Annotated in this window: 25 protein-coding genes and 1 pseudogene; 13 read left to right on the forward strand and 13 right to left on the reverse strand. The window is 69.3% G+C overall.

Going from position 1 to position 25,727, the window contains the following annotated elements:
• Window positions 1-56: 56 nt before the first annotated feature.
• On the reverse strand, window positions 57-2,543 hold the full coding sequence (locus tag AC3ITM_RS03560) for an ABC transporter permease (protein WP_489268510.1): 2,487 nt from the start codon (window positions 2,541-2,543) through the stop codon (window positions 57-59).
• The gene (locus tag AC3ITM_RS03565) at window positions 2,540-3,142 is read right to left on the reverse strand and encodes an ABC transporter ATP-binding protein (RefSeq protein WP_489268512.1); all 603 of its coding nucleotides are present in this window, start codon (window positions 3,140-3,142) and stop codon (window positions 2,540-2,542) included. The genes AC3ITM_RS03560 and AC3ITM_RS03565 overlap by 4 nt, the downstream gene beginning before the upstream one ends.
• Window positions 3,143-3,262: 120 nt before the next feature.
• Between AC3ITM_RS03565 and AC3ITM_RS03570 the strand changes: the two genes are divergently transcribed.
• The 3 genes from AC3ITM_RS03570 (at window position 3,263) to AC3ITM_RS03580 (ending at window position 6,152) form a co-directional block, all read left to right on the forward strand.
• Window positions 3,263-3,913: an arylesterase gene (locus AC3ITM_RS03570; RefSeq protein WP_489268514.1), complete on the forward strand. Its 651-nt coding sequence runs from the start codon at window positions 3,263-3,265 to the stop codon at window positions 3,911-3,913.
• 100 nt (window positions 3,914-4,013) lie between these two features.
• Window positions 4,014-4,727 (forward strand): response regulator transcription factor, encoded by a 714-nt coding sequence (locus tag AC3ITM_RS03575; protein ID WP_019182442.1) that lies wholly within the window; start codon window positions 4,014-4,016, stop codon window positions 4,725-4,727.
• A 153-nt stretch (window positions 4,728-4,880) separates the two neighbouring features.
• The gene (locus tag AC3ITM_RS03580) at window positions 4,881-6,152 is read left to right on the forward strand and encodes a sensor histidine kinase (protein ID WP_489268517.1); all 1,272 of its coding nucleotides are present in this window, start codon (window positions 4,881-4,883) and stop codon (window positions 6,150-6,152) included.
• A 494-nt stretch (window positions 6,153-6,646) separates the two neighbouring features.
• Here the strand turns inward: AC3ITM_RS03580 and AC3ITM_RS03585 are convergent.
• Window positions 6,647-7,350: pseudogene (locus tag AC3ITM_RS03585) on the reverse strand (SGNH/GDSL hydrolase family protein).
• A 235-nt stretch (window positions 7,351-7,585) separates the two neighbouring features.
• Between AC3ITM_RS03585 and AC3ITM_RS03590 the strand changes: the two are divergent.
• From AC3ITM_RS03590 to AC3ITM_RS03625, 8 genes are all read left to right on the forward strand, one after another.
• Entirely contained in the window at window positions 7,586-7,966 is a 381-nt protein-coding gene (locus tag AC3ITM_RS03590) for a diacylglycerol kinase (RefSeq protein WP_228886309.1), read from the forward strand.
• Between the two features lie 39 nt (window positions 7,967-8,005).
• The gene (locus tag AC3ITM_RS03595) at window positions 8,006-8,755 is read left to right on the forward strand and encodes a TerC family protein (protein WP_489268519.1); all 750 of its coding nucleotides are present in this window, start codon (window positions 8,006-8,008) and stop codon (window positions 8,753-8,755) included.
• Window positions 8,756-8,869: 114 nt separating this feature from the next.
• Window positions 8,870-9,508: a LemA family protein gene (locus tag AC3ITM_RS03600; RefSeq protein ID WP_489268521.1), complete on the forward strand. Its 639-nt coding sequence runs from the start codon at window positions 8,870-8,872 to the stop codon at window positions 9,506-9,508.
• A 4-nt stretch (window positions 9,509-9,512) separates the two neighbouring features.
• Complete coding sequence (locus tag AC3ITM_RS03605; protein WP_489268522.1) at window positions 9,513-10,418, forward strand: TPM domain-containing protein; 906 nt, start codon at window positions 9,513-9,515, stop codon at window positions 10,416-10,418.
• Window positions 10,418-10,906, forward strand: a complete 489-nt coding sequence (locus AC3ITM_RS03610) for a TPM domain-containing protein (RefSeq protein ID WP_489268524.1) — start codon at window positions 10,418-10,420, stop codon at window positions 10,904-10,906. The genes AC3ITM_RS03605 and AC3ITM_RS03610 overlap by 1 nt, the downstream gene beginning before the upstream one ends.
• Window positions 10,907-10,951: 45 nt before the next feature.
• Window positions 10,952-11,842: a prolipoprotein diacylglyceryl transferase gene (lgt, locus tag AC3ITM_RS03615; protein ID WP_489268526.1), complete on the forward strand. Its 891-nt coding sequence runs from the start codon at window positions 10,952-10,954 to the stop codon at window positions 11,840-11,842.
• A complete protein-coding gene (locus AC3ITM_RS03620) occupies window positions 11,839-12,633 on the forward strand; it encodes a thymidylate synthase (RefSeq protein WP_489268528.1) in 795 nt (264 codons plus the stop codon). The genes lgt and AC3ITM_RS03620 overlap by 4 nt, the downstream gene beginning before the upstream one ends.
• 5 nt (window positions 12,634-12,638) lie before the next feature.
• Window positions 12,639-13,133: a dihydrofolate reductase gene (locus AC3ITM_RS03625; RefSeq protein ID WP_489270019.1), complete on the forward strand. Its 495-nt coding sequence runs from the start codon at window positions 12,639-12,641 to the stop codon at window positions 13,131-13,133.
• Between the two features lie 51 nt (window positions 13,134-13,184).
• Here AC3ITM_RS03625 and AC3ITM_RS03630 read toward each other — a convergent pair whose 3' ends face one another.
• The 10 genes from AC3ITM_RS03630 to AC3ITM_RS03675 form a co-directional block, all read right to left on the reverse strand.
• Window positions 13,185-13,865 (reverse strand): DUF1287 domain-containing protein, encoded by a 681-nt coding sequence (locus AC3ITM_RS03630; protein ID WP_489268530.1) that lies wholly within the window; start codon window positions 13,863-13,865, stop codon window positions 13,185-13,187.
• Window positions 13,862-14,866 carry a symmetrical bis(5'-nucleosyl)-tetraphosphatase gene (locus AC3ITM_RS03635; protein ID WP_489268531.1) on the reverse strand — a complete coding sequence of 335 codons (1,005 nt, stop codon included), beginning with the start codon at window positions 14,864-14,866 and terminating at the stop codon, window positions 13,862-13,864. Before AC3ITM_RS03635 ends, AC3ITM_RS03630 begins: the two co-directional genes overlap by 4 nt.
• 13 nt (window positions 14,867-14,879) lie before the next feature.
• Complete coding sequence (gene apaG, locus AC3ITM_RS03640) at window positions 14,880-15,263, reverse strand: Co2+/Mg2+ efflux protein ApaG (RefSeq protein WP_228886317.1); 384 nt, start codon at window positions 15,261-15,263, stop codon at window positions 14,880-14,882.
• Between the two features lie 125 nt (window positions 15,264-15,388).
• Window positions 15,389-16,219 carry a 16S rRNA (adenine(1518)-N(6)/adenine(1519)-N(6))-dimethyltransferase RsmA gene (gene rsmA / locus AC3ITM_RS03645; protein WP_489268533.1) on the reverse strand — a complete coding sequence of 277 codons (831 nt, stop codon included), beginning with the start codon at window positions 16,217-16,219 and terminating at the stop codon, window positions 15,389-15,391.
• Entirely contained in the window at window positions 16,216-17,196 is a 981-nt protein-coding gene (pdxA, locus tag AC3ITM_RS03650) for a 4-hydroxythreonine-4-phosphate dehydrogenase PdxA (protein WP_489268535.1), read from the reverse strand. Before pdxA ends, rsmA begins: the two co-directional genes overlap by 4 nt.
• Window positions 17,197-17,206: 10 nt before the next feature.
• Window positions 17,207-18,556 carry a peptidylprolyl isomerase gene (locus tag AC3ITM_RS03655; RefSeq protein WP_489268537.1) on the reverse strand — a complete coding sequence of 450 codons (1,350 nt, stop codon included), beginning with the start codon at window positions 18,554-18,556 and terminating at the stop codon, window positions 17,207-17,209.
• Window positions 18,553-21,003 (reverse strand): LPS-assembly protein LptD, encoded by a 2,451-nt coding sequence (gene lptD / locus AC3ITM_RS03660; RefSeq protein ID WP_489268539.1) that lies wholly within the window; start codon window positions 21,001-21,003, stop codon window positions 18,553-18,555. Before lptD ends, AC3ITM_RS03655 begins: the two co-directional genes overlap by 4 nt.
• A 119-nt stretch (window positions 21,004-21,122) precedes the next feature.
• Window positions 21,123-22,034, reverse strand: a complete 912-nt coding sequence (locus tag AC3ITM_RS03665; RefSeq protein WP_489268540.1) for a histone deacetylase family protein — start codon at window positions 22,032-22,034, stop codon at window positions 21,123-21,125.
• A 29-nt stretch (window positions 22,035-22,063) separates the two neighbouring features.
• Window positions 22,064-22,618 carry a cob(I)yrinic acid a,c-diamide adenosyltransferase gene (locus AC3ITM_RS03670; protein ID WP_489268542.1) on the reverse strand — a complete coding sequence of 185 codons (555 nt, stop codon included), beginning with the start codon at window positions 22,616-22,618 and terminating at the stop codon, window positions 22,064-22,066.
• A gap of 13 nt (window positions 22,619-22,631) precedes the next feature.
• Complete coding sequence (locus tag AC3ITM_RS03675; protein ID WP_489268544.1) at window positions 22,632-23,216, reverse strand: hypothetical protein; 585 nt, start codon at window positions 23,214-23,216, stop codon at window positions 22,632-22,634.
• Window positions 23,217-23,311: 95 nt separating this feature from the next.
• On the opposite strand from AC3ITM_RS03675, the gene ubiH reads away from it, so the two are divergent.
• Together ubiH and AC3ITM_RS03685 are read left to right on the forward strand one after the other, a co-directional pair.
• Window positions 23,312-24,517 (forward strand): 2-octaprenyl-6-methoxyphenyl hydroxylase, encoded by a 1,206-nt coding sequence (ubiH, locus tag AC3ITM_RS03680; RefSeq protein ID WP_489268546.1) that lies wholly within the window; start codon window positions 23,312-23,314, stop codon window positions 24,515-24,517.
• Entirely contained in the window at window positions 24,514-25,689 is a 1,176-nt protein-coding gene (locus AC3ITM_RS03685; protein WP_489268548.1) for a UbiH/UbiF family hydroxylase, read from the forward strand. Before ubiH ends, AC3ITM_RS03685 begins: the two co-directional genes overlap by 4 nt.
• Window positions 25,690-25,727: the final 38 nt, after the last annotated feature.

The raw sequence follows: 25,727 nt of genomic DNA on the forward strand, positions 1-25,727 counted from the left end.
CACGCGCCCGCGCACGGTGTCAGCGCCGCCCGAAGGCCGCCGCCACCACCGCGCCCTCACACCTCGCGCAATGCCAGTGCCGGCGGGGTATGCAGGATCTGCCGCGTGCCCCACCAGCCGGCCAGCATGCTCAAGCCCACCCCGATCGCCCCACCGGCCAGCAATGGCGCCCACGGCGGGCTCAGCGTCAGCTCGAACACCTGCCGCGCCACTACGCTGCCCAGCACCGCCGCGGTACCCACCGCCAGCAGCGCCGACAACAGCCCCAGCGCCCCGAACTCGACCAGCACCGCCCCGCGCAGCTGGGTGCGCGTGGCGCCCAGCGTGCGCAGCACCGCGCTGTCGTAGCGGCGCTCGCCGGCGGTGGCCTGCAGCGCGGCCAGCAGCACCAGCAGCCCGGCCAGCAGGCTGAAGCCCATCACCAGCTGCACCGCCTGGGTCACCCGGTCGACCACCTCGCGTACCCGCGCCAGGATGCCGTCGATGTCCAGCAGCGAAATGTTCGGGTAGTCGCGGGTCAGCCCGGCCAGTGCCGGCGCCTGCGCGCGCGGCAGGTGGAAGGCGGTGATCAGGTTGTACGGCGCATCGCCGACCGCCCCCTCGTTGAGCAGAAGGAAGAAGTTGACCCGGAACGAATCCCAGTCGGCCTTGCGGATGCTGGTGATGGTGAAGCTGCGCTGCTGCTCGCCCATCTGCAGCGCGATCCGGTCGCCCAGCTTCATGCCGTAGCGTTCGGCCCAGCCCTGTTCGATCGAGGCCTCGGCCGCCGTGCTGCCCGCTGCCCAGTAGCGCCCGCTCAGCAGCGTATTGGCCGGCGGGAAATCGTGCCGCCAGGAGAAATTGACCGGGCGGTTGGCATCGTCGTCCTCGTTGCTGTTGTCCTGGCGCTGCTGCCGTTGCGGCGGGCGGTCGTTGACCGTCAACAGGCGCCCGGTACTGAACGGCTCGATGCCCGGGGCGGCCACGCCCAGGGCGCCCAGTGCCGCCACCACCGCGCCGCGCTGCTCGGGCTGGATGTTCATCAGGAAGTAGTTCGGCGTGTCGGTGGGCAGGCGGTCGCGCCACTGCGCCAGCAGGCCCGGCCCGATCACCGACAGCAGCAACAGCGCGCACAGCGACAGCGACAGCCCCACCAGCTGCACCACCGCCAGCCCGCGTCGCCGGGTCAGGGCGGCCAGGCCCAGCTTCCAGCGTCCGCGCAGGCGCGGTTGCAGGATGCGCAGCAGCCACAGCAGCAGCGCGCCCACCGCCCCGGCCACCGCCGCCAGCGCGGCCAGCCCACCGAGCACCCAGCCGGCCAGCTTCACATCGCCGGTGGCCTGCACGGTCAACGCCACGGTGGCCGCCAGGGCCGCCGCATAGACCAGCAGCGAGCTGGGCGGCAGCGCGGCGAAGCTGCGGTTGAGTACCCGCATCGGCGGCACGCGGCGCAGCCGCAGCAGCGGCGGCAGGCCAAAACCGAGCAGCAGCACCAGGCCGATGCCGGCCCCGCTCAGCGCCGGGGTGGCCTGCGGCAGCGGCAGCCGGTTGGGGATCAACCCGCCCAGCGCCTGTACCAGCCCGGCCTGTGCGGCCATGCCCAGGCCGATCCCGACCAGGCAGGCCGGTACCGCCAGCATCACCAGCTGCAGCGCCATCGCGCCGAGGATGTCGCGCTGGCGCGCGCCCAGGCAGCGCAGGATGGCCACCTGGTCGATCCGGCGCAGCGCGAAGCGGTTGGCCGCCAGCGCCGTGGCCACGCCGGCCAGCAGCACCGCCAGCAAGGCGGCCAGCGACAGGAAGCGCCCGGCCAGGTCGAACGCGCCGCGCACGCCGCGCTGGGTATCGGCGATGCCGACGATGCGGTAACCCTTGGCCTGCGGTGCCAGCCAGGTACGGAAGTCGGCGATGCGCGCCGCGTCACCGGCGAACATCATCCGGTACGACGCCCGGCTGCCCGGGCCAAGCAGGCCGGCGGCATCCACGTCGGCGCGGTTGACCAGCAGCGGTGGCGACAACTGCATCAGTTCGCCGGAGGTGTCCGGCTCGGCCTGCAGCACGCGGCTGACGGTGAGTGTGCCGGCGCCGAACTCCAACGCATCGCCAACCTCCAGGCCCAGTGCCTGCATCAGCCGCGGGTCGGCATAGGCCTGGCCGGGCGGTGGCGTGCCGGCGGCTTCGCTGGCCCCGCCGTGCAGGTCGCGGGCCACGCGCAGTTCACCGCGCAACGGGTAGCCGGCGCCCACCGCCTTGATGTTGGCCATCTGGCTGGCATCGCCATGGAACAGCACGCTGGGGAAGCTGACCAGGCGCGTGCTGGCCAGCCCACGCGCTTGCGCGGCGGCGGCGAAGGCCGGCGGAATATCCTCGCGCCCGCTCAGGCCGAGGTCGCCACCGAGCATCTCGGCCGCACTGCCGGTCAGCGCCAGGGTGACCCGGTTGACCAGGGTGCCCACCGCGGTCATCACCGCCACGCCCAGCACCAGCGCGGCGAACACGGTCAGCAGGTCGCCGGCCAGGAATTCCCGGCGCAGCGCCCGGGCGGCATGCTGGAACACATTCATGCCGTAGCGCCGGCAACGCGGTCGACCAGGCGGCCACCGTCGAGCTGGTAGATGCGCTGGCAGCGCTGGGCCAGGCGCAGGTCATGGGTGACCAGCACCAGGGTGGTATCGCTGGTGGCGTTGAGCGCGAACAGCAGGTCGCTGATCTGCTGGCCGGTGGCCTGGTCCAGGCTGCCGGTGGGTTCATCGGCGAACAGGATGCGCGGCCGGGCCACGAAGGCACGCGCCAGCGCCACCCGCTGCTGCTCGCCGCCGGACAGTTGGCGCGGGTAATGGCGCGCGCGATGGCTGAGCCCGACCTGTTCCAGCACCTCGCGCACCCGCGCGGAGTCTTCGCGGCCGGCCAGTTCCAGTGGCAGCGCGATGTTCTCGGCGGCGGTCAAGGCCGGCAGCAGGTGGAAGCTCTGGAACACAAAGCCCACCTCGCGTGCGCGCAGCTGCGCGCGGGCTTCTTCGTCCAGGTCGTTGAGTTCGGCGCCGGCCAGGGCGATGCGGCCGCGGCTGGGCAGGTCCAGCCCGGCCAGCAGGCCGAGCAGGGTGGTCTTGCCGGAACCTGAAGCGCCGACGATGGCCACGCTCTCGCCTTCATGGACGGTCATGCCAATGTTGTCCAGTATGTGGACTTCACCCTCCGGGCCACGCGCGGATTTGCCCACTTGGTGGGCGGCGATGGCGACGGGCGCGCTGCGGGGGGACAGGCTGTCGATGAGGATTCTCCAATGCATGCAACGATGTGGAAGGGCGGTACCGGCCCGATGCGCTGGCTGTTGGCCTGGTTGCTGCTGGTGCCGTTGCTGGCCAGCGCGCAACCGGTGACCACCGGCCCTACGGTGCTGGTGGTCGGCGACAGCCTCAGTGCCGCCCACAATATCCCGGCCGCTTCGGGCTGGGTAAACCTGCTTCAGCAGCGGGTTAGGCAACAGATGAAGGCGCCGCCGGCGATCGTCAATGCCAGCATCAGCGGCGAGACCACCGCCGGTGCCCTGACCCGCCTGCCGGGCCTGCTGGCCCGGCACCGGCCGTCGGTGGTGGTGATCGAGCTGGGCGGCAACGACGCCCTGCGCGGGCTGACCCCGGTGCAGCTGCGCGGCAACCTGGAGAAGATGATCGTGGCCAGCCAGAAGGCCGGGGCCAAGGTGCTGCTGCTGGGCATCGACGTGCCGCCCAACTATGGCCCGGCCTACCGCCAGCGGCTGAAGGAGGTCTACGCCGGGCTGGCGCGCCAGTACCGGGTGCCGCTGCTGCCCTTCCTGCTGGAGGGGGTGGCGCTGCAGCCCGGGCTGATGCAGGCCGACGGCCTGCACCCCACCGCGGCCGGGCAGCCGCGGGTGCTGGACAACGTGTGGCCCCTGCTCAAACCCTTGCTGTGACCGGGGTCTGACCCTATTCCCGATCCGGATGTGAGCGGCTTCACATCGCGTCCACTGCCGATGCGGCATGTTTCACAAAGCTGAAGAAAGAGGGAATCCCATGCGTCAGACAAAGGAGACCTCCGGCCTGGTGCTGGTGGTCGAAGACAACCGCAATATTTCCGAGATGATCGGTGAATACCTGGAAGGCCGCGGCTTCGAGGTCGATTACGCCCAGGACGGGCTGGACGGCTATCGGCTGGCGGCGGAGAACAGCTACGACGTGGTCGTGCTGGACCTGATGCTGCCGCGTCTGGACGGCATCGAAGTCTGTCGCCGGCTGCGCAACGATGCCCGCAAGTCGACCCCGGTACTGATGCTGACCGCCCGCGACACGCTGGACGACAAGCTCACCGGCCTGGGGTTTGGCGCCGATGACTACCTGACCAAGCCGTTCGCGATCCAGGAGCTGGAGGCACGCCTGCGTGCGCTGATCCGCCGCGAGCGCCGCCAGGTGGGGTCGGAAGTGCTCAAGGTGGCCGACCTGGTGCTGGACCCGGTCAGCATGCGCGCCACCCGTGCCGGCACCGAACTGCAGCTGTCGCCGATCGGCCTGCGCCTGCTCACCATCCTGATGCGCGAATCGCCGCGGGTGGTGACCCGCCAGGAAATCGAGCGCGAGATCTGGGGCAACGGCCTGCCGGACTCGGACACCCTGCGCAGCCATCTGTACAACCTGCGCAAGATCATCGACAAGCCGTTCGACCGCCCGCTGCTGCACACCGTGCAGAGCGCCGGCTACCGTATTGCCGATATCGCCCAACCGATGAGCTGACGCTGCTTTTCGTGGCTGGGCCATGACCGGCGGGGTCCTGCGGGCCCCGGATCGAGGCGACGTCCCGGCTCTTGCCGGGGCGTTGTCGTTTTTTGCACGATGGAATCACGGCGCGCTTTCCTATAATCGCGGAGAACCGCTCTGGACCCCGTAATGCCGCACGGTCTGCCGCGCAAGATACGTATCGTCTTCATCCTCCAAGCCGTGCTGGCCAGCCTGGGCATCCTGCTGGGCGCCTGGCTGGTGTCGCTGGTGATCAAGCACAGTCTGGTCAGCAGCGCGCTGCGGGAGGAAGCGGCCTATTTCTGGCAGCTGCATGACGCCTCGGCGATGCAGCCGCCGCCCAATACCCAGAACATCCGCGGTTACCTGCTGGAGACCGGGCAGTCGCCATTGAGCCTGCCGGCCAATCTGCGCCGTCTTGAGCCCGGCTTCCATGAGCTCAAGGGCGACGACCAGCTGGTGCTGGTGGATGCGCAGCCGGAAGGGCGGTTGTACCTGGTGTTCCTGCGCTCGCGCGCGGAGATGCTGGCGTTCTGGTTCGGGATCGTGCCGGTGCTGTTGACCCTGCTGGCGGTGTACGGGGCCTCCTGGATCACCTACCGGGCCTCCAAGCGGCTGGTGTCGCCGGTGAACTGGCTGGCGCGGCGGGTGTCGCGCTGGGACCCGGGGCACCCCGAGGCGACCGACCTGGCCCCGGACAAGCTGCCGGCCGACATGCAGGGCGAGACCCGGCAGCTGGCCGCGGCACTGCATTCGCTGGCCACGCGGGTGACCGCGCACGTGGCGCGCGAGCGCAATTTCACCCGCGACGCCAGCCACGAGCTGCGCACGCCGTTGACGGTGATCCGGGTGGCCAGCGACATGGCGCTGGGCGACCACGAACTGTCCCCGCGTCTGCGCCGCGGCCTGCACCGCATCCAGCGCGCCGGGCGCGATATGGAGGCGGTGATCGATGCCTTCCTGATCCTGGCCCGCGAGGCAGACGTGGAGCCGCAGATCGAGCTGTTCGATGTCAACGACATCGTCCGCTACGAGGTGGACAACGCGCGCGAGCTGCTGGCCGGGCGGCCGGTGCAGGTGTTCGTGCACAGCGCCGGGCCGGTGTACCTGCACGCGCCGCCGCGGGTGCTGCAGGTGGTGGTCAGCAATCTGCTGCGCAATGCCTGCAGTTTCACCGATGAGGGGCGGATCGAGGTGGAGGTGCTGGAGGACCGGGTGGTGGTGGGCGATACCGGGATCGGGATGTCGGCCGAGGCATTGGGGCGGGCCTTCGAGCCGTTCTACCGCGCCGAGCCGAGCCGGCCGCAGGGCACCGGGCTGGGGCTGTCGATCGTGCGCCGGCTGTGCGACCGCTTCGGCTGGAAGATCGCCTTGACCAGTGAGTTGGGGCAGGGGACGCAGGCGACGATCGTTTATCGGTGAGGGTGTTGGCGACGGTGACTGCTGGAACAGCAACAGCAACAGCAGCTATTGCCTGATTGTCTGCGTGTGGGGGCGGCGGGTAAGGGTTTGCGGGGGACGCCGTGAACCCATCCCTGGGGGCTTATCCGCGGCATCCATGCCGCAGATACCCCCGCAAACCCTTACCCGCCGCCCCCTGGACAGTTCGTCGCTGGTTTGGGGAAGAGCAGCCGAGCATGGCTCGGCTCTACCGACGAATCGACACCGACGAATCGACCGTAATCCGCCCCTGCGGTAGGTGCCGACCGTTGGTCGGCACGCTCTCCCTCTTTATCCCAAACGCGCCGAATTGCCATCGAAGGGTTGGCACGGGTGGGTTGGCGGGACTGTCGAAAACATGGATGTTTTCGCCAAGCCCCCAAGGATGGGTTTACGGCGTGTCCCGCCAACCCACCCGTGCCAGCCCAACCCTCAGCAACCAAGCAATTGCTTTTGCTGTTGCTGTTGCCCCCGCCTCAATCGCAAGAAACCTTCTGCGCCAACGCCTCCCGCCAGATCGCGTACCCCTCCCCGGTCATATGCAGCATGTCCTCCCGGAACAAGGCCGCCCGCGGCTGCCCGTCGGCACCCAGCATCGGCGTGTAGATGTCGGTGTAGCCGGTGTTCGGCAGCCTGGCCAGCGCCGCCTTGATCATCGCGTTGGCCTGGATGATCGCCGGCAGCAGGTTCGCGCGCGACGGGCTGGGCTTGATCGAAATGTAGTCCACCGTGGTCCCGGGCAGGTCGCGGTGCACCCGCTGCACGAACGCCAGCACATCGTCGCGTACCTGCACCGGGCTGCGGCCGCTGTTGAGGTCGTTGTCGCCGGCGTAGAAGAACACCTTGCAGGGCGCATACGGCACCACAATGCGGTCGGCATACCAGGTGCTGTCGCGCACCTCCGAACCGCCGAAGCCGCGGTTGAACACCGGCTGCCCGGGGAAATCGGCGGCCAGACTGTCCCACATCCGGATCGAGCTGCTGCCGATGAACTCGATCCCCCGCGTGGCGGCGGGGCGGTGCGGTCGGCGGTGGCGAACCGCGCCATGTCCTGGCCCCAGGCCGCGTTGGAGACCTGGGCCGGCACCTGCGGCGGCGCGGCCGGCGTGCGGGCCAGGGCGGGCAGGGCGGCCGACAGGGCCAGGGCGAGCAGCAGGGGGCGGGCGCAGCGGTCGAACATCGGCAGACTCCTCGGGGCGGGCGCCGGCACCGGCGTCCAGAACGGGCGGATCCCCATCATAGGAGTTGGCCGCCGACGCCGCTTTACCGCGCCCGGGCAATGACCGCGTTCAACAATGGTCTGCCGGGCTTGTGGCAAAATGATCGATTGATTGCCCATTCAGCGATGCCCATGACCGTCCGCCGTGAGCTGTCCCCGTCGTCCCGGCCCGCCCCGAGCCATGGAGCGTACGCCCGTGGCTGATGAAATCGGGCATATGCCGCGCGGCCCCAGGCGCATCCTGATGGCCGCGGTCTGGTCCTGGCAGGGCCTGCGTGCGGCCTGGCTGCATGAATCCTCGTTCCGGCTGGAGGTCTACCTGCTGGTCGTGCTGGCCCCGCTGGCGCTGTGGCTGGGCCAGAGCCCGGTCGAGCGCGCGCTGATGATCGGCTCGCTGCTGCTGGTGCTGGCGATGGAACTGGCCAACTCGGCCATCGAAGCGGTGATCGAACGCTATGGCAGCGAATTCCATGAACTGGCCGGCCGCGCCAAGGACATGGGCTCGGCGGCGGTGTTCGTGCTGATGGTCAATGTACTGGTGTGCTGGGGCCTGGTCCTGCTGCCGCAACTGTTCTGAGCCCTCTCCGGCTCGTCCCCTCCTGTAAGGATTCCTTCCATGTACCTTGAGCTGCTGTCCGACCCGAACGTCTGGTTGACCCTGTTTACCCTCAGTGCGCTGGAAATCGTGCTGGGCATCGACAACCTGGTGTTCATCTCGATCGCGGTGAGCAAGCTGCCCGAAGCGCGCCGCCCGTTCGCGCGCAAGCTCGGCATCGCGGTGGCCTGCATCACCCGGATCCTGCTGCTGGTGTCGCTGGCCTACCTGGCGCACATGGAAGCCAACCTGTTCACCGTGGCCGGCATGGGCATCTCCATCCGCGACCTGGTGCTGATCCTTGGCGGCCTGTTCCTGATCATCAAGGGCGGCATGGAGATCCGCGAGCTGATCACCGGCGGCGAAGACGAAGACCCCACCACCACCAAGACCTCGGCGGTGTTCGGCATGGTCATCGCGCAGATCGCCTTGATCGATATCGTGTTCTCGCTGGACTCGGTGATCACCGCCGTCGGCATCGCCGACCATGTCCCGGTGATGGTGGCCGCGATCCTGCTGTCGGTGGCGGTGATGCTGCTGGCGGCCAACCCGCTGGGCCGCTTCATCGACGCCAACCCGACCGTGAAGATGCTGGCGCTGGCCTTCATCCTGCTGATCGGCGCGGTGCTGATCCTCGATGGCCTGGGCGTTCACGTGCCCAAGCCCTACATCTACGCGGCGATGGGCTTCTCGGTGCTGGTGGAATGGCTGAACCTGCTGATGCGCCGCCGGGCCGTCGAGCACCACGTGCCGGGCGCCGGCAACTGGTAAGTACCGACCGTTGGTCGGTACGCCGTGGGTACCGGCCAACCGCCGGTACCCACATCGGCTTTACCGCAAACGTGGCATGCTCCCGGTCCCGTCCATCGAGATCCGGAGCCGGCCATGCGATCGTTCTCCCGTCTGTTGCTGCTGGCCGTGCTGGCCACCCTGCTGTCCGGCTGTGGCTACAACGCCATCCAGCAGAAGGATGAACAGGTCAAGGCCGGTTGGGCCGAGGTGCTCAACCAGTACAAGCGCCGTGCCGACCTGATCCCCAACCTGGTGCAGACCGTGGAAGGCTATGCCAACCAGGAACGCCAGGTGCTGACCGATGTGACCAACGCGCGTGCGCGGGTGGGCCAGGTCAACGTCAATGCCGACGATGCCGAGTCGCTCAAGCAGTTCCAGCAGGCCCAGGGTGAACTGAGCGGGGCGCTGTCGCGGCTGCTGGTGGTCACCGAGAACTACCCGAACCTGAAGTCCGACCAGGGCTTCCGCGACCTGCAGGCGCAGCTGGAAGGCACCGAAAACCGCATTACCGTGGCGCGCGGCCGCTATATCCAGATGGTGCAGGACTACAACACCTACCTGCGCCAGTTCCCGCAGCTGATCACCGCCAAGATGTTCGGCTATGCGGTCAAACCGAACTTCAGCGTGGACAACGAAGCGCAGATCTCGCAGCCGCCGGCGGTCAAGTTCGGTACGCAGGCCGCCCCGGCCCCGGCGCCCGCGCCGCAGCCGCAGCAGGCCCCGGCGCAGTAAGCCGATGCGCATCCGCCAGCTGTTGGGTGGCCTGTTGCTGCTGTGCCTGGGCCTGGGCCTGGCGTTGCCGGCCTGGGCGCAGGCCGAGGCGGCGATCCCGCCGCTGAGCTCGCCGGTGGTGGACACCACCGGCACCCTGGATGCAGCGCAGACCCAGGCGTTGCAGGCCCAGGCGCTGGCCCTGCAGCAGCGCAAGGGCAGCCAGCTGCAGATCCTGATGGTGCCCAGCACCGCCCCGGAAAGCATCGAGCAGTACACCCAGCGGGTGTTCGAGCAGTGGCAGATCGGCCGCAAGGGCGTGGACGACGGGGTGCTGCTGGTGGTGGCCAAGGACGACCGTCGGGTCAGGATCGAACCGGGCTATGGGCTGGAGGGGGCGATCCCCGATGTGATCGCCAACCGGGTGATCCAGGAATACCTGGCCCCGCGCTTCCGCGCCAATGATTACGCTGGCGGGCTGGCCGAGGCCAGCGCGGCACTGGTCAAGCTGATCGACGGCGAGCAGCTGCCGGCGCCGGTCAGCACCCACCGCGCCAGCCGCAACCCCGATGGCGACGGCTGGACCTTCGCGCTGGTGATCGGCTTCTTCGTCGGCAGCTTCCTGCGCGCCATCCTGGGCTGGCTGCCGCGCCCGCTGCGCGCCCTGCTTGGCGGCGGCGGCGCGGCCGTGGCGGCCTTCCTGTTCACCTCGCTGTGGCTGGCCAGCGGCCTGGCCGGGCTGATCGGCCTGGCGATGGGCCTGTCCTCGGGCCGGGCCGGTGCGTTCGCCCGCAACAGCGGCTGGGGCGGTGGTGGCGGCTGGGGCAGCGGCGGCGGGTTCGGGGGCGGTGGCGGCTTTGGTGGTGGGGGCGGTGGCTGGGGCGGTGGCGGTGGACGTTCGGGAGGCGGTGGCGCCTCGGGGGGCTGGTAATGCGCTGGTGGCGACATCTGTTCTCACCCTCGGTGCGGCGCACCTTTCCGCCGGCCCGGCTGCAGGCGATCACCGAGGCGATCAGCGCCGGCGAGCGCCGCCACGGCGGGCAAGTGATGTTCGCGGTGGAGGCCGACCTGCCGCTGCTGGCGCTGTGGCGCCGGGTCAGCCCGCGCCAGCGCGCCGAGCAGGCCTTCGCCCAGCTGCGCACCTGGGATACCGAACACAACAACGGCGTGCTGGTCTACCTGCTGCTGGCCGACCACGCCATCGAGCTGGTGGCCGACCGCGGGCTGCGCGGCAAGGTCGGGCAGGCGCAATGGCTGGCGATCTGCGCGCATATGCAGCAGCGCCTGCGCGACGGTGCGTTGCAGGACGCGGTGCTGCTGGCCATCGAGGAGGTCTCCGAGCTGCTGGCCGGGCACTATCCGCCGGTTCCCGGGTCTGAGGATGACGACCTGCCCAACACGCCCCAACTGCTGGGTTAAGGTGTTGCGGCCGTAGAATATCCGCTGACCTGCAAGGCATCGCCCATGATCTATTTCCACGACATCGACCCCATCGCCATCTCGCTTGGGCCGGTCAAGGTGCACTGGTACGGCATCATGTACCTGCTCGGTTTCACGGCGGCCTGGTGGCTGGGGCGCAGGCGGATCGCGGCCGGGCGCCTGCCCGGGGTGGATGCCAACGGCTTCTCCGACCTGCTGTTCTACGCCATGCTCGGCGTGGTGGTGGGCGGGCGCGTGGGCTACATGCTGTTCTATGCGCTGTCGGACTTCCTGCACAACCCGCTGCTGCTGTTCAAGGTCTGGGACGGCGGCATGAGTTTCCACGGCGGCCTGCTCGGGGTGCTGCTGGCCTCCTGGTGGTGGTCGCGCAAGCAGCGCCTGCACCTGTTCGACACCCTGGATTTCATGTCCCCGCTGGTGCCGCTGGGGCTGGGCTTTGGCCGGATCGGCAACTTCATCGGCGCCGAGTTGTGGGGCAAGTACACCGATGGCAGCTGGGGCGTGGTGTTTCCCAGCGGCCTGCCGGCGCCGTTGAACCAGCTGGACCTGGCCACGCTGAAGCAGCAGTTCGCCAGCGGCGCGCTCAACCCGTACGCGCGCCATCCCTCGCAGCTGTATGAGGCCCTGCTGGAAGGCCTGGTGATGTTCGTGGTGCTGTGGGCGGTGTCGGCCAAGCCGCGCCATCGTTACGTGATCGCCGGCCTGTTCGCGCTGATGTACGGCCTGTTCCGCTTTGCCGTGGAGTTCGTGCGCATGCCCGACAATGGCGTCTATATCGCCTTCGGCTGGCTGACCAAGGGCCAGATCCTGTGCGTGCCGCTGATCGCCTTCGGCCTGGTGCTGCTGGCCCTGTCGCGGCGTGCCCCGGTGCTGCAGCCGCAGCTGCCGGTGCAGGCCGCGGGGGCCAAGGCATGAAGCCCTACCTGGACCTGCTCCAGCACGTGCTCGAGCATGGCGCGGAGAAAGCCGACCGCACCGGCACCGGCACGCGCAGCGTGTTCGGCTGGCAGATGCGCTTCAACCTCAATGACGGTTTCCCGCTGGTCACCACCAAGAAACTGCACCTGCGCTCGATCATCCACGAACTGCTGTGGTTCCTGAAGGGCGATACCAATATCGGCTACCTCAAGGACAACCAGGTGCGGATCTGGGACGAGTGGGCCGATGCCAACGGCGACCTCGGTCCGATCTATGGCAAGCAGTGGCGCAGCTGGGCCACCGCCGACGGCGGCAGCATCGACCAGATGCAGTGGCTGGTGGAGGAGATCCGGCGCAACCCGGATTCGCGCCGGCTGGTGGTCAGCGCCTGGAACGTGGGCGAGCTGTCGCAGATGGCGTTGATGCCCTGCCACAACCTGTTCCAGTTCTACGTCATCGACGGCAAGCTCAGCTGCCAGCTGTACCAGCGCAGCGGCGACATCTTCCTGGGCGTGCCATTCAACATCGCCAGCTATGCGCTGCTGACCCACCTGGTGGCGCAGGCCACCGGGCTGGGCGTGGGCGACTTCGTGCACACCCTGGGCGACGCCCACCTGTATTCCAACCATGTCCAGCAGGCCCGCGAGCAACTGGCGCGGCCGCCGCGCGCGCTGCCCACGCTGTGGTTGAACCCGCAGGTCACCGACCTGTTCGGCTTCCAGTTCGACGATATCCGCATCGACGGCTACGACCCGCACCCGGCGATCAAGGCGCCGGTGGCGGTATGAGTGCCATGAAGCTGTCGATGATCGTGGCGCTGGACCGCAACCGTGGCATCGGTCGCGACAACGACCTGCCCTGGCAGCTTCCCGACGACCTCAAGCATTTCAAGGCGTTGACCCTGGGCAAGCCGATCCTGATGGGGCGCAAGACCGCGCAGTCGCTGGGCCGCGCGCTGCCGGGCCGGTCCAACCTGGTGTTGACCCGCAGCGGGCAGGTTCCGTTCGACGGCATGCGTGCGGTGGCATCGCTGGAAGAAGCCACGGCGCTTGCCGAGGGCGAGGGCGCTGGCGAGTTGTGCGTGATCGGCGGCGGCGAGATCTTCGCCCAGCTGCTCCACCAGGCCAGCACGCTGCACCTGACCTGGGTGGATACGGCGGTGGCGGCCGACACCCATTTCCCGCCGGTCGATCCGGCGGTCTGGGTGGAAGTGGCGCGCGAACATCACCCGGCCGATGCGCGGCACGCGTTCGCGTTCGATTTCGTCGATTACGCCAGGCGCAGGTAGCGCGGGCTGCGTTGCATCCACCAACGGTGGATGCCTACCCGTGGGTCGCCGTTATCCGTTGGCTTGCCGGCCGCCGCTGGATTGCGGTGCGCGGTAGTGCCCGATGATGGTGTGCTGGAACAGCAGGTTTTCTTCCCGGGTGCCGCGCGCGATGTTGTGCAGGACCAGCGGGGTACCGTCGGCCAGCTGCCGGTCCGAGACGATGCCCACGTGCAGCAGGCCGTTGCCGTTGAGCTTCCAGGCCACGATGTCGCCGGCGGCGAAGTCGGCAGGCTGCGCAGACCGCGACTGTTGCCAGCCCTGGCGCTCGAACCAGCGCATCAGATTGGGCACGCGCCGGTGGTCGATGTTGCGGTCCGGGCGCGCCAGCCCCCACAGCGCCGGATAGGCGCTGAAGTTGCCGCGCATGTCCTCGTGGATCTGCTGCTGCAGGTCGATGCCCTGGGTGCGCAGCGCACGCACCACCACGTCGGTGCACACCCCGCGGTCGGCCGGCACATCGCCGCCGGGATAGCCCAGCACCACATAGGCCGGGTCGTAGCGGACGGTCTGCCCGATCTGGCCGCGGGCGGCGGCCACCAGTGGGGGGGAGGCTGGCACCGCGGCCGGGGCCGCCGCGCTGGGCGCTGTCGATGCCGGCGCGGCGGCCGGTTCCGGGGCGCGCTGGCAGGCTGCGGCCACCGCGACCAGCAGGCCCAGTACGCCCAGCAGCAGGTGGCGGGTCTGGATCATGCCGTGGTGGGGGTGCTGCCGCCGTTGTCGCCGGCCGGTTCGGCGGCACGGCGCGGCGGCTGGCTGCGCGGCCCGCGCTCGCGGCGCTGGCCTTGCGGCTGCCGCGGCGCGCGGCCGTTGCCGGCCTCGCCATCGCCGGCCGGGCGGCGCGCCGGTGGGCGTGGCGTCGACACCGGCTTGGGCACATCACGGCCGGGCACCTGCACCACGCGCAGTTCATCGGTATCCAGCTGCAGCGCGGTCAGCTTGCCGCCCCACACCGCGCCGGTATCGATGGCGTGCACGCCCTGGGTGATGGTCAGGCCCAGCGCCGACCAGTGGCCGCAGACGATCTTCAGGTCGCGCTCGACCCGGCCGGGCACTTCGAACCAGGGGTACAGGCCCTGTTCCTGGGTACCCGGGGTGCCCTTGTCCTCGATCCCGATCCGGCCACGCGGGGTGCAGTAACGCATACGCGTGAACAGGTTGATGATCGCGCGCGAACGGTCGTAGCCGGCCAGGCCCGGCGACCAGCTCGGCTTGTCGCCATACATGTTGCGGAACAGTTTGCGGTAGCCGCTGCCGTGCAGCTGCAGCTCCACTTCGTGGGCGTGTTTTTCGGCCAGCTGGGTGGTCCACTTCGGGGCCAGCCCGGCATGGATCATCATCCAGCCCAGCTCGCGGTCCACGTGCACCAGCTTCTGCAGGCGCAGCCACTCCAGCAGCTCGTCGCGGTCCTCGGCCAGCACGATGCGCAGCAGGTCCGGATTGACCTTGCGCTGCTCTTCCTCGGTGCGGGCACCGACAGCGAGCAGGCTCAGGTCGTGGTTGCCCAGCACCACCACGCTGCTCTCGCGCAGCGAATGCACCAGCCGCAGCGTTTCCAGCGACTGCCCGCCACGGTTGACCAGGTCGCCGCAGAACCACAGCTTGTCCACCGCCGGGTCGAAGCGGATCTTCTCCAGCAGCCGTTGGGTGACGTCGTAGCAGCCCTGCAGGTCGCCGATGGCCCAGACACTCATGCGCGCGCCTCCATCAGTGCAGTGTGCGCGGAACGGTCAACACGAACGGCGCAATCGGGGCGGCGAACTCGGTGCCATCGTCGGCCACCATGTCGTAATGCCCCTGCATCGTGCCGTGTTCGGTTTCCAGCATGACACCGGAGGTGTAACGGAAGTCTTCACCCGGGCGCAGCCGCGGCTGCTCGCCGATCACCCCATCGCCATCGACGTGTTCGGTGCGGCCGTTGGCATCGGTGATGCGCCAGTGGCGGGCCACCAGGCGCGCGGCGATGCGGCCCTGGTTGTGGATGCGGATGGTGTAGGCGAACGCATAGCGCCCGTCCTCCGGCGTGGACTGGTCGTCGAGGAAGCGGGGGGCGACCTCGACGGAGATCGCATAGTTTGCAGCGTCGTTCATGCAGGCAGTTTAGTGAATGTCGTGCAATTTAAGGTGAGCCCATCACCGCGCCGGCGTGCAGCCCGGCGTGGCCATCCCGCAGTGCTACGCATGCGCGGCCCGGTATCGGCGCGCGCGGGTGCGGTTCATGGCGCGGCGTCGTCGCCGTCCAGCGGCGGGACGTTGGCCAGTGCGATGAACTGCGCTACTTCCAGCTGTTCGGCGCGGGCATCGCTGCGCACCCCGGCCGCTTCGAACTGCGCCGGGCTGACCACGTTGTTGAGGGCGTTGCGCAGGGTCTTGCGGCGTTGCCCGAAGGCGGCCTTGACCACCTCGGCAAACCGTTTCCGGTCGCGGATGTCGACCGTGGCCGGATCGCGCGGAACCAGGCGTACCACCGCCGAATCGACCTTCGGCGGCGGCCGGAATGCACCCGGCGGCACCACGAACAGCGAAGTCACTTTGCACCAGGCCTGCAGCATCACGCTCAGGCGGCCGAACACCTTGCTGCCCGGCTCGGCGGCCATGCGGTCGACCACTTCCTTCTGCAGCATGAAGTGCATGTCGCGGATCACCGCGGCGTGCTCCATGGCATGGAACAGGATCGGCGAGGAGATGTTGTAGGGCAGGTTGCCGACCAGGCGGATCTGGCCGCCGGCGGCCAGCTCGGTGAAGTCCACCTGCAGCACGTCGCGGTGCACGATGGTCAGCTCGCCCAGCGGGGCCGCCGCGGCGGTCAACGGCGCGATCAGGTCGCGGTCGAATTCGATCACGGTCAGGCGCGGATGGCGGCGCAGCAGCGGCAGGGTGATGGCGCCCTGGCCGGGGCCGATCTCGACCAGGCGGTCGTCGTCCTTGGGGCTGACGGCCAGCACGATCTTGTCGATATAGCTGCGGTCGGCCAGGAAGTGCTGGCCGAGCTGCTTTTTGGCCGGCGCGGTGAACCCGGCGGCGGAGGGGGAATACGAAGAAGTCATGGCGCCAGTGTACGTTGCCGCGCCAGCCGGGCACACAGGCCGGTGGCAGCCAGCAGGCTGGACGGGTCGGCGATGCTGCGGCCGGCCAGTTCCAGTGCGGTGCCGTGGTCGACCGCCACCCGCGGGTAGGGCAGGCCCAGGGTGATGTTGACCGCCTGTTCGAAGCCGCTGTACTTGAGCACCGGCAGACCCTGGTCGTGGTACATCGCCAGCACCGCGTCGAAGCCGGCCAGCTTGGCCGGCAGGAAGGCGGTGTCGGCCGGCAGCGGGCCGACCAGGTCCATGCCCTGGGCGCGCAGGCGCGCCAGCAGCGGGATGATCAGGTCCAGCTCTTCGCGGCCGAGGTGGCCGTCTTCGCCGGCATGCGGGTTCAGCCCGAGCACGGCGATGCGCGGGGCGGCGATGCCGAACTGCCCGGCCAGCGCGGCGTGCACGGTATGCAGGGTGCGCGCCAGGCCGTCGGCGGTGATCGCATCGGCGACCGCGCGCAGCGGCAGGTGCGTGGTGGCCAGGGCCACCCGCACGATGTCGTTGGCCAGCATCATCACCACCTCGGCCCCGGCCTGGTCGGCCAGCAGTTCGGTGGTGCCGCTGTAGGCGATGCCGCCCTGGTTGATCACCGCCTTGTGCACCGGGCCGGTCACCACCCCGGCCAGGTCGCCATCCAGGCAGGCCTGGCCGGCCTGCAGCAGCGCCCCGATCACCGCCCCGGCATTGGCCGGGTCGGCGTGGCCGAAGCGCGAGGGCCGCGCATTGGCGACCACGCGCAACGGCAGATCGCCCGGCTGGCGGGCGATGGCATCTTCGGGCAGCAGTTGCAGCGGCAGCGCCAGGGCGGTGGCCGCCGCGCGGAGGGTGTCCGGGTCGGCGAAAGCCAGCAGCCGGCAATCGGTGCGCGGCTGCTGCGCCAGGCGCAGGCAGAGTTCCGGGCCGATCCCGGCGGGCTCGCCCGGTACCAGAGCGAGCTGCGGGATCATCGGGCCGGGCTCAGGACTGCGGCGGCGTGGTGGTGCTGGCGCCTTCGGCGCGGTCGCCGCTGCGCAGGTTCACGTAGGCTTCGCCACGCAGTTCCTGCAGGAAGCGGTTGTACTCTTCTTCCAGCTTGCGGCGGCCGATCGTTTCGCGGATCTGGGCGCGCTGGTTGTCGGTGGTGGCATCGGTCTGGCGGGTGGCCACGCGCTGCACGATATGCCAGCCGGCGTCGGTGCGGAACGGCGGGCTCACGCCGCCGTCGGTGACGCCTTCGATCTGCTTGCCGAAGTCCGGGCCGAACGCGTCGGCCGGGAACCAGCCCAGGTCGCCGCCCTGGCCCTTGCTGTTGTTGTCCTCGGAGGATTCCTTGGCCACGGTCTGGAAATCGGCACCACCGGCGATGCGGGCGCGCAGGGTGTCGATCTTGGCCTTGGCGGCGGCATTGTCCTGCTGGTCGGTGATGCGCACCAGGATGTGGCGGCCGTGGAACTCGGTGATCGTCTGGCCGCTGCCGGCGGCGCTGGCGTCGCGTACTTCGACCAGCTTCAGCAGCTGGAAGCCGCTCGGGCCGCGCAGCGGGCCGACCACGTCGCCAGGCTTCATCTGGGTCATCATCTGCGCGAACGCATTGGGGATTTCATCCAGCGAACGCCAGCCCAGGTCGCCGCCTTCCAGCGCGTTGGGGCTGTCGGAATAGCGCACGGCTGCCGCGTTGAAGTCCAGCTCGCCCTTGTCCAGCAGCGCTTTGACGCCATCGGCCTTCTTCTGGCCGGTGCCGATCTGTTCGGCGGTGGCGCCCTCGGGCAGGCCAACCAGGATGTGCGCCAGGTGGTACTGGGTACCCACGGTGGCCTGCTGCTTCAGCGCGGCATCCACTTCGCCCTCGCTGACGCTGATGCGGCTCTGCGCGAAGCTCTGGCGCAGGCGCTGCACGGTGATTTCGTCGCGCACCGAGGCACGGAAATCGTTGAAATCGATCCCGTCCTGGGCCAGGCGCTGGCGCAGGGCATCCAGGTTGGAACCGTTCTGCTGGGCGATCGCGTTCAGGGCCTGGTTCAGTTCCTGGTCGCTGATCTTGACCCCGCTGCTCTCGGCGCGGGCGACCTGCAGCTTGACCAGTACCAGCCGCTCCAGCACCTGGCGGCTGAGCACGTCGTCCGGCGGCAGCTGGGCCTCGCGGCCGGCGTACTGCGCCTTGATGTTCTGGATCGCACGGTCCAGTTCGCTCTGCAGCACCACGTCCTCATCGACGATGGCGGCAATGCGATCCAGCGGCTGGCCCTGCTGGGCCAGCACCGGCAACGGTGCGGTGACGGTGGAGACCGCCAGCAGGGAAGCGAGTAGAACGGGAAGGGTCTTGGTCATGGGATCAGGTTCGGATCGTAGTCGTCACGGTCGGCCCCGGTATTGCTGGGCGGCACGAGATAGAGGTCGTCTCGGTAGTACCCGAGAATAGCACGGCGCAAGGTGCGGTCCGTGTTCTGGCCGATGGAGCTCAGGCCCTTGAGCACGAACTCGATCTGGAAGGAATTGTTCAGCTCACCCTCGCGGTTGCGCACGTAGCGGCGGGCGATGGCGCGTACGGCCAGGCAGCAGCTGTCCCATTGCACGCCACCGATGATTTCCAGCGGGGCTTTGTCCTGGATGGAGTAGTAGTAGCGGCCGACCAGGCTCCAGGTCTGATTGAGCGGATACAGGAAGGACAGGTCCACCTGCTCCAGCAGGGTGCGTTGTTCCTTGGTCGCGGTGCTGGAAGCCAGCGAATTCAAGCGGTGCCGGTAGGTCAGGTTGACCACGCCATCGTTGGACATCAGGTAGCGCGCACGCACGCTGGCCAGGTCTTCGCGCTTGTACTTGGGGTCCCACTGGTAGGTGGCGCCCAGGTTCCAGCGGTCGTTGATGGCGTAGTTGGCATCGGCGATCCACGCCGACTTGCCCTGTTCCACCGGCGACTGGGCGTTGTTGATGGTCACCCGCGAGTCGTCGAAATACAGGATCTGGCCGATGCTGCCGGAAAAGCGTTCCTTGCCGGTGGTCTGGTCGATGAAGCGGGTGCTCAGGGCCATGGTCAGCTGGTTGGCATCGTTCTGGCGGTCGGCGCCGGTATAGCGCGAGTCGCGGAACAGCTGGCCCCAGCTGAAGGTGAAGTCGCGGGTATCGAAGATCGGCAGGTCGCTCTGGTCGCGGTAGGGCGTGCGCAGGTAGAACAGGCGCGGCTCCAGCGTATGCAGGAACGACTTGCCGCCGATGGTGGTTTCGCGGTCGAAGAACATGCCCGCGTCCAGGCTGGCCACCGGCAGGCTGCGGCTGGGCGAGGTGTTGCCGCGCAGCTGCTCGGGGGTCGGGTTGGTGACCCCGGCGGCGGCCAGGTTCTGCAGGCGGATCTGGTTGGCCAGTCCCTGGTCCAGCTCATAGCCGGTGTAGCGCCAGGCCACGGTCGGGGTGACATACCAGGAGGCGCCACTGAAGGGCATCGACACGTACGGCTTGATGTCCAGGCGCGACCCGTTGAAGCGTGGGTCGACCACTCCGGAGCGGATGTATTCGCCGTCGGCATCGATGATCTTCTGGCGGTTGTCGTCGTGGGTGAAGCGCACCGCTTCGGCGTAGACGCCCGCTTCCAGCCACGGCAGCAGCGGCTTGTCCCAATTGAAGAACGCCCGCGGCTGGCGCGCATAGGGCAGCGCGTCTTCGGTCAGGGTGTAGTCGGTGAGCTGCCAGTAGTCGGCCATCAGGCCGCCGGTCCAGTTCTCGCCGGTACCGTAGATGCCGATCTGGCTCTGCAGGTTGGAGGCGGTCACCCCCAGCAGCTTGCTGGAGAAATCCTCGGTATAGCGTTCGTCGCTGACCCAGGCCAGGTTGGCGCGCGCCTGCCAGTTGGCGTTGATGTTGTGGTAGCCGGTGTACTCGACCCGGCCGCGGTCCTTGTCGCGCAACTTGTCGTTGGGCAGGTAGGCGGTCAGCAGTTCGCCGCGGCCGCCGTCGTACAGGTAGCGGAATTCGTTGTCGAGCATGAAACCGCGCTTGCTCATGTAGCGCGGGGTCAGGGTGTCGTCGTAGTTCGGCGCCAGGTTGAAGTAGATCGGTTGGGCGTAATCGAAGCCGTTGCGGCCGGACAGGCCCAGCTCGGGGTAGAGCAGGCCGGTCTGGCGACGGTCGTCGATCGGGAACTTGAAGTAGGGCGCCCACAGCACCGGCACCTTGCCGATCCGCAGCACCGCGTTGCGCGCGGTGCCGAAGCCTTCATCGTTGTCCACTTCGATCTGCGGCGCCGACAGCTTCCAGACCGGCTGCGAGGGGTCGCAGGTGGTGTAGGTGGAGCGGTGCATCTGCCCCACCGCGCCCTGCAGGTCGACCGATTCGGCCACGCCGTTGCCGCGCCGGGACACCAGTTGGTACTGGATGTCGCTGATCTTGTGGGTGTCCGCTTCCTGGTTGCCTTCGGCGCGCTTGGCCAGCATGCGGATCGAGGAGTCCTGGTAGCGGACGTTGCCCTCGGCGATGTAGTTGCCGCTTTCGGTGTCGAAGCTCAGGTGGTCGGTACCCAGGAACTGGTCGCCGCGCTTGAGCGCCACGTTGCCCTGGTACTGCGGCACCGTGGTGGTGCCAAACAGCTGGTCCCCCTCGATGTCGGTGTCCTGCTGGTCGCGGGTGGCGGCGGCGGCCTTGTCGGCCTTGGGCGCATCGTCGAACACCGGCAGGACATCGGCGACCGGGCACAGGCCCCAGTTCACCGGTTTGTCGTCGGCCATGGCCGGCAGGCAGATGGCGATGCTCAGGGGGAGGGGCAGCAGGCGGAGGACTCGGCGCACGCGGTAGTCGGATTCGGGCGAAAACGGATCGTAGCTTGCCCCATCCCTTGCATAGGGGCAATGAAGGCCTTGCGCGGGCAAGGGTTCAGGTTCATGCGCCGGGCCGGCTGCGCGGTGCCTCAGCGCAGCTGGCCGACGTGGGCCACGGCGCATTCGGCCAGCGCCTGCAGGTCGTAACCGCCCTCCAGCATGGACACCACCCGGCCGCCGCCATGGCGCCGGGCCAGGCCGCGCAGCTCGGCGGTGATCCAGGCGAAGTCGTCGGTTTCCAGCATCAGGTCGGCCTGCGGATCGCGCATATGCGCATCGAAGCCGGCCGAGATCAGCAGCAGCTGGGGGCGGAAGTCGTCGATCGCCGGCAGCATTTCGTCGGCCCAGGTGTTGCGGAAGCGGAAGCCGCCGCTGCCCGGCGGCAGCAGGATGTTGAGCAGGTTGCCGGCGCCGCGGTCGCGGCGCAGCCCGGAGTTGGGGAACAGCCCGGCCTGGTGGGTGCTGTAGTAGGACACGCCGGGGTCGGCGATGAAGATGTCCTGGGTGCCATTGCCGTGGTGCACGTCGAAATCGACGATGGCGATCCGTTCCAGGCCGTAGCGGTCGCGCGCATAGGCTGCGGCCACGGCGATGTTGTTGAACAGGCAGAAGCCCATCGCGGTGCTGGCGGTGGCGTGGTGGCCCGGCGGTCGCACCGCGCAGAACGCCACCGGGTCCTCGCCGAGCATCACCGCATCGACCGCGGCCACGCCGGCGCCGGCGGCATGCAGCGCGGCGCTGGCCGAGCCCGGCGAGGTCATGGTGTCCATGTCGATCAACCGCACCGGCTCGGTCTGCGGCGCGAGCACCAGGTCGATCAGTTCGCTGTCATGCACCCGGGCCAGTTCGCCGAGCTTGGCCGGCGGGGCCTGGCGCCAGTCCAGCTGGTCCGGGAAGGCGTCGCGCAGGGCATCGAGCACCACCTGCAGGCGGGCCGGGCATTCGGGGTGGCCACGGCCGGGATCGTGGTGCAGACAGGCAGGGTGGGTGAAAACCAGCATGCGGGCGGGGGCTCCGGTGGGCGGGCCGGTCAGGCGTGGCGACGCTGGTGCTGCCACAGCACTTCGCCCTGGCCATCGGCCCGCGCCAGCACGCGGGCCAGCACGAACAGCAGGTCCGACAGCCGGTTGAGGTAGCCGATCGCCTCGGCGCGGACCGGTTCCAGCCGGGCCAGGCCGACCGTCTCGCGTTCGGCGCGGCGCACGATGGTGCGGGCCAGGTGGCAACGTGCGGCGGCCTCGCCGCCAGCCGGCAGGATGAATTCCTTCAGGACCGGCAGGTCGGCGTTGTAGTGGTCCAGCTGGCGTTCCAGGGCCTGGATGTCGGCGGCCTGGATGGCGGCATGGCCGGGAATGCACAACTCCCCGCCCAGGTCGAACAGCTGGTGCTGCACGGTGGTCAGCAGCGCACGTACCGGCTCGGGCAGCGGCACTGCCAGCAGCACGCCCAGGGCCGAATTGGCCTCATCGACGGTGCCGTAGGCGTTTACCCGCGCCGCGTCCTTGGGCACCCGGGTGCCGTCGCCCAGGCCGGTGCTGCCGTCGTCGCCGGTCCGGGTATAGATGCGCGAAAGCCGATTGCCCATGCCTGCGCCCTGCTCAGCGCAGCACGTCGTGGCGGGCCTGCAGCAGCTTGCCGAACTGTTCGGCGGCCAGCTGCAGGGCCGCGGCCAGGCCGACATAGGTCGCCGCGGTGCGCAGGTAGGGCACGAACCAGTCGGCATAGTTCTGCAGCCAGCCCGCGACGCTGGGGTCGGCCACCATCGCGCTGCTCCAGTAGAAGCCGCCCTGGGCCAGCAGATGGCAGACCGCCACCGCGGCCACCAGCAGCACCACGGCCTTGCCCAGCGTGCTCCAGTGCGCGCCCTGGTAGCCCTGGCGCAGCAGCATGCCGCCGGCCCACAGCGCAAAGTACGCCGGCAGCAACATCCAGGTGCCGGGCGAGACGCAGTAGTGCTGCAGGTATTCCAGGCCGCTGCTGCGGATCACCAGCACGTCGATCACGATCGCCAGCGCCATCAGCAGCGGGAACGCCCAGCGCGTCCAGGCACGCAGGTAGAAGCCGCCGATGAAGAACACCGCCCAGGAGGCATCGGGGATCGCCATGAAATGATTGACCCGGGTCGCGGCCATCAACAGCACGAGCACGGACAGGACGAAGGCGCGTTGGGCAGGGGTAGTCATGGCGGCGACGGGTAAGGGTTCAGCATTCATTCTAGCGCCTGCCGCGGCAGGGCGTCGCACGCGCCGGCAACGGCCGACCGCTTATCATTGCCGGCATGAGTGAACGACATGACGTAGTGATCGTGGGCGGTGGGCTGGTCGGTGCCAGCCTGGCCATCGCCCTGGACCGGGCCGGGCGCAAGGTCGGGCTGGTGGAAGCCACTGCGGCCGGCGCGCTGCCGGCGGTGTTCGACCAGCGCAACCTCAGCTTCGCCGCCGCCACCGTCAACGCCTTGACCGCGTTGGGCGTGATGCAGCTGCTGGGCACGGCCCCCGGTGCGATCACCCGCATCCATGTCAGCCGCGCCGGCGATTTCGGCCGCGTGCAGATGGACGCCGCGCAGTACCAGCGGCCGTGGTTCGGCCAGGTGGTGGTGGCGCGCGATTTCGGCCATGCGCTGGAAACCCGGCTGTCCGGGCTGTCCGGGCTGGTCCGCAACCGCCCGGCGCGCTTTGTGCGGCTGGGCGCGACCATCGATGGCTACCGGCAGGTGTTCATCGCCGATGCCGATGGCGAGCGTTGCCTGCTGGCGCGGCTGGTGGTCGGCGCCGACGGCACCGGCAGTGCGGTGCGGCAGGCGCTGGGCATCGGCGTGGACGAACACGATTTCCAGCAGACCCTGTTCGTGGCGCGGGTGCGCAGTGCGCGCGCACCGGACGGCACCGCCTATGAGCGTTTCACCGATACCGGCCCGACCGCGCTGCTGCCGCGCGGCGACCGCCACTACGGCGCGGTGCACGGGGTGGCCCGCGACCAGGCCGATACGGTGCTGGCGCTGGACGATGCAGCATGGCTGCAGCGGCTGCAGGCGGCGATCGGCTGGCGCGCCGGGCGGTTGCTCGACAGCGGCCCGCGCAGTGCCTACCCGCTGGTCCAGGTGTTGGCCCGGGCGCTGGTCGGCGAACGCGCGGTGCTGCTCGGCAACGCCGCACAGACCATCCACCCGCTCGGCGCACAGGGCTTCAACCTGGGCCTGCGCGATGCGCTGACCCTGGCCGAACTGGTGGCGGCGGCCGATGACCCGGGCAGCGATGCCCTGCTGCATGCGCATGTGGCGCGCCGCGAGGAGGACCGCCGGCAGACCATCGCCTTCTCCGGCGGACTGGCCCGGCTGACCAGCAACCCGGCGCCGCTGATGCGGCCGTTGCGCAGCCTGGGCTTGCTGGCCGCGCAGGCCACGCCGCTGCAGTCGATGCTGGTCGGCGGCGCGATGGGTTTCCGTGGCGAAGTACCGGACCTGTGCCGGGGAGCGGGCGCATGAGCCGGCGCGCGCGCGATGTGATCGTGGTCGGTGGCGGCGTGGTCGGTGCGGCCTGCGCGCTGGCGCTGGCCGGGGCCGGGCTCGAGGTGACCCTGGTCGAAGGCCGCGAGCCGCCGGCTTGGCAGCGGCAGGCAGCGGACCTGCGTGTCTATGCGTTCGCGCCGGACAATGCCCAGCTGCTGGCCGCGCTGGGGGTATGGCCGGCGGTGACCGCCGCGCGCGCCTGCGCCTACCGGCGCATGCGGGTCTGGGACGCCGCCGGCGGCGAAGAGCTGCGTTTCGACGCCGACACGCTGGGCCGCGAGCAGCTGGGCTGGATCGTGGAGAACGAACTGCTGGTCGACCGCCTGTGGGCGGCATTGCCGGCGGCCGGCGTGCAGCTGTGCTGCCCGGCGCGGGTGGACGCGCTGGAGCAGGACGCCGACGGCGTGCGCCTGCGGCTGGAGGACGGGCGCAGGCTGGACGCCTCGCTGGCGATCGCCGCCGATGGCGCCAACTCCACCCTGCGCCGCCTGGCCGGGCTGGAGGTGACCGGCCAGGATTACGGCCAGCGTGGCGTGGTCGCCTATGTCGATACCGAGCGGAACAATGAAGCCACCGCCTGGCAGCGTTTCCTGGTGACCGGTCCGCTGGCGGTGCTGCCGGTTGGCGCGCACCGCAGTTCGATCGTCTGGACCCTGCCCGATGCGCAGGCCGAGCGCGTGCTGGCCCTGGACGAGGCCGCGTTCGGACGCGAACTGACCAGCGCCTTTGGCGGGCGGCTGGGCGCGATGACGCTGGCCTCCCCGCGTGCGGCCTTCCCGCTGCGGCGGCAATTGGCGACCGGGTATGTGGCCGGCCGCGTGCTGGCGCTGGGCGATGCCGCGCACGTGGTGCACCCGTTGGCCGGGCAGGGCGTCAACCTGGGCCTGCGCGATGTGGCCGCGCTGCGTGCGCTGGTCCTGCAGGCGCAGCAGCGACGCCAGGACTGGATGTCGGCGCACCGCCTGCAACGCTGGGCGCGCGAGCGGCGCAGCGAGAACACGATTGCCGCCTACAGCTTCGATGCGATCAACACGGTGTTCTCCAACGACGAGATGCACCTGACCCTGGCCCGTGGCCGCGTGCTGGGCTGCGCCGGCAAGCTGCCGCCGCTGGTATCGATGCTCTGGAAGCGCGCGGCCGGGGTGTAAGTGCATCCACGCATGGCGTGGATCTACCCGCTTCGGGT

The organism is Stenotrophomonas sp. KH_029 (genome assembly GCF_057839765.1).